The following is a 5,377-nucleotide window of genomic DNA, read 5'->3' as shown; positions in this document are numbered from 1 at the left end:
GATCGCGCTGGTCGGCGCCGAGGCGTACGCGGACCGGCCGATCGGGCGCTGCTCGGGCGGCGAGCAGCAGCGGCTGCTCATCGCGCAGGCGCTCGTACGCCGTCCTGAACTGCTGCTGCTCGACGAGCCGTTGGACAGCCTCGACCTGCCGAACCAGGCGGCGGTCGCCGCGCTCGTCGGCCATGTCTGCCGGGCGGAGGGGGTCAGCGTGATCATGGTCGCGCACGACGTCAACCCGATCCTGTCCCGGCTCGACCGGGTGGTGTATCTCGCCGAGGGCGGTGCGGTGGCCGGTACTCCGGCGGAGGTCATCACATCCGCGACGCTGAGCCGGCTCTACTCCACGCCCGTCGAGGTGCTGCGGACCTCCGACGGCCGGCTCGTGGTCGTAGGACAGCCGGAGGCACCGGCCGTCCACACCGACCGGCACGCGGGGGCCGGCCGTGCTGACGGCTGACGTGTACGGCGCGGCGGGCGCGGCCGGGCTGTCCGCCGGGTGGTCCGTCGGGTCCGGCGGCTGGTCCTGGAACCTGCTCACCGACCTGCGCCAGATGTGGGCGTTCCCCTTCATGGTCAACGCCTTCCGGGCCGGCACCCTGATCGCGGTGGGGGCCGCCGTGATGGGCTGGTTCATGGTGCTGCGGCGGCAGAGCTTCGCCGGGCACACGGTGGCGACCGTCGGCTTCCCCGGCGCCGCGGGCGCCGCGCTGCTCGGTGTCGGCGCGGTCTACGGGTACGTCACGTTCTGCGTCGCCGCCGCGCTCGTCATCGCGGCGCTGCCGCGCGCCGGGCGGGCGGCCGGCGGGCACGAGTCGGCCGTCACAGGGACCGTCCAGGCGTTCCTGCTGGCCTGCGGGTTTTTGTTCACCACGCTGTACAAGGGGCTGCTCGGCGGGGTCACTTCGCTGCTGTTCGGCAGTTTCCTGGGGATCACCACAGCCCAGGTGTGGCTGCTGTTCGCCGTGACCGCCGCCGTCCTCGGGGTGCTCGCCGTCATCGGCAGGCCGCTGCTGTTCGCCTCCGTCGACCCGGACGTGGCCGCCGCTCGCGGCGTACCGGTACGGCTGCTGTCCACGGCCTTCCTCGTGCTGCTCGGCGCCGCGGCGGCGGAGGCGAGCCAGATCACCGGCTCGCTGCTGGTGTTCGCGCTGCTCGTGATGCCGGCGGCCACGGCGCAGATCCTGAGCGCCCGGCCCGCCGTGAGCCTCGCGCTGTCCGTGGCCGTCGCCGTGGCGGTGACCTGGCTCGGGCTGATCACCGCGTACTACTCCCCTTATCCGATCGGTTTCTACGTGACGACGTTCGCGTTCGCCGGCTATGTCGTCGCGTACGTCATGACCCGCTCGGTGCGTTTCGCCGGCGGCCGGACATGAGGCCGGGCACGGGCGTGGGCACGAGCGCCGGACAGGTCATCGCCGCGCCCGGCTGGGCCGGGGCGCTGACGCACCCGTACTTCCAGCACGCGCTGCTCGCCGGCACCGCCATCGCCGCCGCCTCGGGGCTCGTCGGCTACTTCCTCGTACTGCGCGCCCAGGTGTTCACCGGCGACGCGCTCAGCCATGTGTCCTTCACGGGCGCGCTCGCCGCGCTCGCCCTCGGTTACGACCTGCGGCTCGGCCTGTTCGCGGCGACCATCGCCGTCGCGCTGCTGCTCGGGACCCTGGGGCGCGGTGGCCGGGCCGACGACGTGGCCATCGGCTCCGTCTTCAGCTGGATCCTCGGCCTCGGCGTCTTCTTCCTCACCCTCTACACGACCTCGCGCAGCGCGGGGAACGGCGGCGCCGGGGTCAACGTCCTCTTCGGCTCGGTCTTCGGGCTCTCCGCGGGGCAGGCACTGACCGCTGCCCTGGTCGCCGCCGGTATCTGCGCGGCCGTCGTCGCCATCGCCCGGCCGCTGCTGTTCGCGTCCGTGGACGAGGCGGTCGCGGCGGCGCGCGGGGTGCCCGTACGGCTGCTGGGCTTCGTGTTCCTGGTGCTGGTGGGCGCGTGCGCGGCTGAGGCGACCCAGGCCGTCGGTTCGCTGCTGCTGCTCGGCATGCTCGCCGCGCCCGCGGGCGCGGCCCAGCGGCTCACCGACCGGCCGTACCGCGCGCTCGCCCTGTCGGCCGGGCTCGCCGTCGCCGAGATGTGGGCCGGGCTCGGGCTGAGTTACGCGGTGCCCGGCGTGCCGCCGAGCTTCGGCGTCATGGCGGCGGCCACGGCCGTGTACGGCGCGGCGTACGCCCTCGGCGCACGGGGCGGCGCGCGTGGTTCGCTGCGCCTTCCGCTTACGCCGTAGCAGGTCACACGCCCGGACCCGGCAAGGCGCGGCCCCGGCCGAAAAGGCCATGTACTGAGCGGAGTTGAGCTGTGGCAGACTGCGCGCATCTTTCACCGCCCGGGGGTGTGATGTGAGCGAGCCCAGGTCGGCTCCGACGATCGGTCAGCTCGTGCTCAGCAGGCAGTTACGTGCCTTGCGCGAGAACGCGGGCTTCAGCCGTGAGAAGGCGGCCAAGCTGCTGCGGGTGACCGTCGGGACGGTGCGCCGGATGGAGATGGCGGAGGTCTCGCTGAAGATTCCGTATGTCCAGACCTTGCTGCCCGCCTACGGTGTCGCCGACGCCGACATGGAGACCTTTCTGCGGCTGGCGGACGAGGCGAACCAGCCGGGCTGGTGGCAGCGGTTCTACGACGTACTGCCCGAGTGGTTCAGCGGCTATGTCAGCCTCGAAGAGGCCGCGATGACGATCCGCTGCTACGAGCCGCACTTCGTGCCGGGACTGCTCCAGACCGAGGCGTACGCACGCGAGGTGCTGATCGCCGGCGCGATGGGCCGGCTGGACCTGGACCGCGTCGACCGCCATGTCGAACTGCGCACCCGGCGCCAGTCCCTGCTGACCCGATCCGAGGACGCGCCCGCGTTCTGGGCCGTACTGGACGAGACGGTCCTGCGTAGGACGGTCGGTTCGCCGGCGGTCATGCGCGAACAGGTGGAACGGCTCTTGGAGGCCACGGAACTGCCGAATGTGACGCTGCAAATAGCCGAGTTCGCCGCCGGCCACCACGCGGGGACGTACAGCCCCTTCGTACTCTTCCGCTTCGCCGTGCCTGAATTGCCCGACATGGTGTACATCGAGTACCTGACGGGCGCGCTCTATCTCGACGAGCCGGACGAGGTCGCGGGACACATGGAGGCCATGGACCGCATGGTCGCCCACGCGGAGACCGCCGCCCGCACGAAGCAGATCCTGACCGCCCTCCGCAAAGAGCTCTGACCGCGCCCCACTATGCTTCGGGTGCGGGCCGTTAGCTCAATTGGTCAGAGCAGCGGACTTTTAATCCGTTGGTTGTGGGTTCAAGTCCCACACGGCCTACGTGAGGCGCCAGGTCAGACGGGTCTGACCTGGCGCCGTCCGCGTTTCAGGCGGGCTGGCTGGTGCCGCAGGGGTAGCAGATGTACCAGCCGTCCTGCGTACGCGTCATCTGCCCGCCGCACTTGGTGCACGCCATGGGGCCTCCCGACTTTCGGCACGTCACTCTCAGCACGTCCTGGGCCTGAGTATTCAGATCACGTGCGAACAGGCGTCGGCTATGTGTGTCTTCGGCCCGGATAGATGACAGGGGGCACCCTGGGTTGACCCCGCCCCGCCGGCGGCCACAGGCCGGTGGCGCACACTGGTGGGCAGTGGGGCCGCCGACCGCCGTGTGCCCGCTCTCCACCGGACGGGAAGTGGCTCATGGCCGACGGGACAGCAGGGGGCAGGAGCCTCGCCGACAGTGCCCGGCAGCCGCTGCTGCGGCTGCGGGGTGCCGCGCGCAGTTACGGGAGCCGGCTGGCGCTCGCGCCCGTCGATCTCACGCTGGAGCGCGGTGAGTGCGTGGCGCTCGTCGGTGCCAACGGGTCCGGCAAGTCCACCCTGCTGCGGCTGGCGTCCGGGCGGGAGCAGCCGACGGCGGGGCGGGTCGAGTTCGACGGGCGGAAGATGCGCGAGGAGGACCCGACCACCCGCGCGCGGGTCGCCGTGGTCGGTGACACCGTTGCCTGTTACCCCGATCTCACGGCGCGGGCGCATCTGCTGCTGGTGGCCATCGCACAGGGTGTGGGCGACGAGGCGGGGGAGTGGGCCGACCGGGCGCTGGCCGACCGGGGGCTCGGGGCGCACGCCGACAGTTACCCCTCCGCGCTGTCCTCGGGCCAGCTCCAGTCCCTGCTGCTGGCCACCGCCTTCGTCCGGCCGCGCGAACTGCTCATCCTCGACGAGCCGGAACAGCGCCTCGACCCCGGCGCCCGCGGCCGGCTGGCCGAGCAGCTGCGGGCCGAGAAGGAGGACGGGGTCGCCGTGCTCGTCGCCACCCACCACACGGATCTGGCCCTGCGGACGGCGGACCGGGTGGTCGTCCTGGACGAGGGCAGAGTGCTCAACTCCGGCGACCCCGCCGCCGTCCTGGCCGAGCTGACCCTGTGAGCGCGGCCGAGACAACGCTGGACGGCGACGTCCTGCCCGAGGACGACGACGAGGCGCTGCCCGCGGACCACGACGCGTACTGGGACGAACTCACCGACGACACCCTCGCCCATCTGCGCCGCATACGCGCCGACGCGCGGGCCCAGCAGCGCCGGGACACCGCCTTCGCCGTGTACGTCACGGTCCTGATGGTCGGCACGTACGGCGGCTTCTACACCATCCAGGTCATCCAGGACGGCACGTTCCACGCGCAGGTCGCCCGGCCCGACATCCCCTGGCAGGCCGCTCTGCCGTACGCGGCGACGGCCGTCTGTGTCCTCGCGCTGCTCGCCGTGCTGCGCACCGCGCGCTGGCGCGGCCCCGTCCTGCTCGACGCGCTCACCGTCGACTGGCTGCTGCCGCTGCCGGTGCGCTGGGACCGGCTGCTGCGGCCCAAGTTCCGGGCCGCCGTCGCCAAGGGCGCCGTCGGCGGTGTGCTGCTCGGCGCGTTCGGCGGGCTGAGCCTGTGCCTGGCGGGGCTCGGCCCGTTCCCCGTCGACCTGCTGGCCGGGGCCCTCGCCGGCGGCGCCTTCGGCGTACTGACCGTGAGCGCCTCGGCGTTCGTCGCCGTGCGCGGCGGGCGCGGGAGCGCCTGGTGGACGCTGCTGCTGAGCGCCCTCGCCATGCTCTTCGTCCTCCAGGCCGTACTCGCCTGGTACGGACACCGCAGTGAGCCGCTGGAGAACGTGACGCTCTGGTCGGGGCCGTGGGGCTGGGCCGCGCACACCCTCGTCCTCGCGACGGGCGGCAACGCCGTCGTGTCCGGCGTGGGCTGGCTGCTCGCCGCCGTGCTGCTGGTCGGCTCGGCCGTCGGCTGCGCGCTGTGGGCGGGCCGGCAGGCGCCGCTGATCAGCGGCGAGTTCCTGCGCGAGCGCGCCCGTACGGCCGACGGC

The 5,377-nt window shown here is 72.6% G+C and carries 5 protein-coding genes, 1 tRNA gene and 1 pseudogene; all 7 read left to right on the top strand.

Annotated features, from left to right (window positions below; genetic code table 11):
- A partial coding sequence (locus HY68_RS44945) for an ATP-binding cassette domain-containing protein (protein WP_241778511.1) occupies positions 1-457 on the top strand: 457 nt, incomplete at its 5' end.
- A complete protein-coding gene (locus HY68_RS09315) occupies positions 444-1,373 on the top strand; it encodes a metal ABC transporter permease (RefSeq protein ID WP_241778510.1) in 930 nt (309 codons plus the stop codon). The genes HY68_RS44945 and HY68_RS09315, both read left to right, overlap by 14 nt.
- 14 nt (positions 1,374-1,387) lie before the next feature.
- On the top strand, positions 1,388-2,278 hold the full coding sequence (locus tag HY68_RS09310) for a metal ABC transporter permease (protein ID WP_241778509.1): 891 nt from the start codon (positions 1,388-1,390) through the stop codon (positions 2,276-2,278).
- A gap of 112 nt (positions 2,279-2,390) precedes the next feature.
- Positions 2,391-3,254: a helix-turn-helix transcriptional regulator gene (locus HY68_RS09305; protein WP_041986817.1), complete on the top strand. Its 864-nt coding sequence runs from the start codon at positions 2,391-2,393 to the stop codon at positions 3,252-3,254.
- 25 nt (positions 3,255-3,279) lie between these two features.
- A tRNA-Lys gene (locus HY68_RS09300) sits at positions 3,280-3,353 on the top strand.
- Positions 3,354-3,716: 363 nt separating this feature from the next.
- The gene (locus tag HY68_RS09295) at positions 3,717-4,445 is read left to right on the top strand and encodes an ABC transporter ATP-binding protein (protein ID WP_041986815.1); all 729 of its coding nucleotides are present in this window, start codon (positions 3,717-3,719) and stop codon (positions 4,443-4,445) included.
- A pseudogene (locus tag HY68_RS43610) lies at positions 4,442-5,377 on the top strand (hypothetical protein); the annotation flags it as partial. The gene HY68_RS09295 and the pseudogene HY68_RS43610, both read left to right, overlap by 4 nt.

Origin of the sequence: Streptomyces sp. AcH 505 (assembly GCF_000818175.1) — a bacterium.
In the GTDB taxonomy this organism is placed as follows: domain Bacteria; phylum Actinomycetota; class Actinomycetes; order Streptomycetales; family Streptomycetaceae; genus Streptomyces.
The sequence above is the reverse complement of the archived record's forward strand: the minus strand, read 5'-3'. Positions and strand labels throughout refer to the sequence as shown.

What these genes read in the sequence shown, in the direction of transcription:
- HY68_RS09295 (WP_041986815.1), top strand. Translation starts at nt 3,717, where the DNA reads ATGGCCGACGGGACAGCAGGGGGCAGGAGCCTCGCCGACAGTGCCCGG.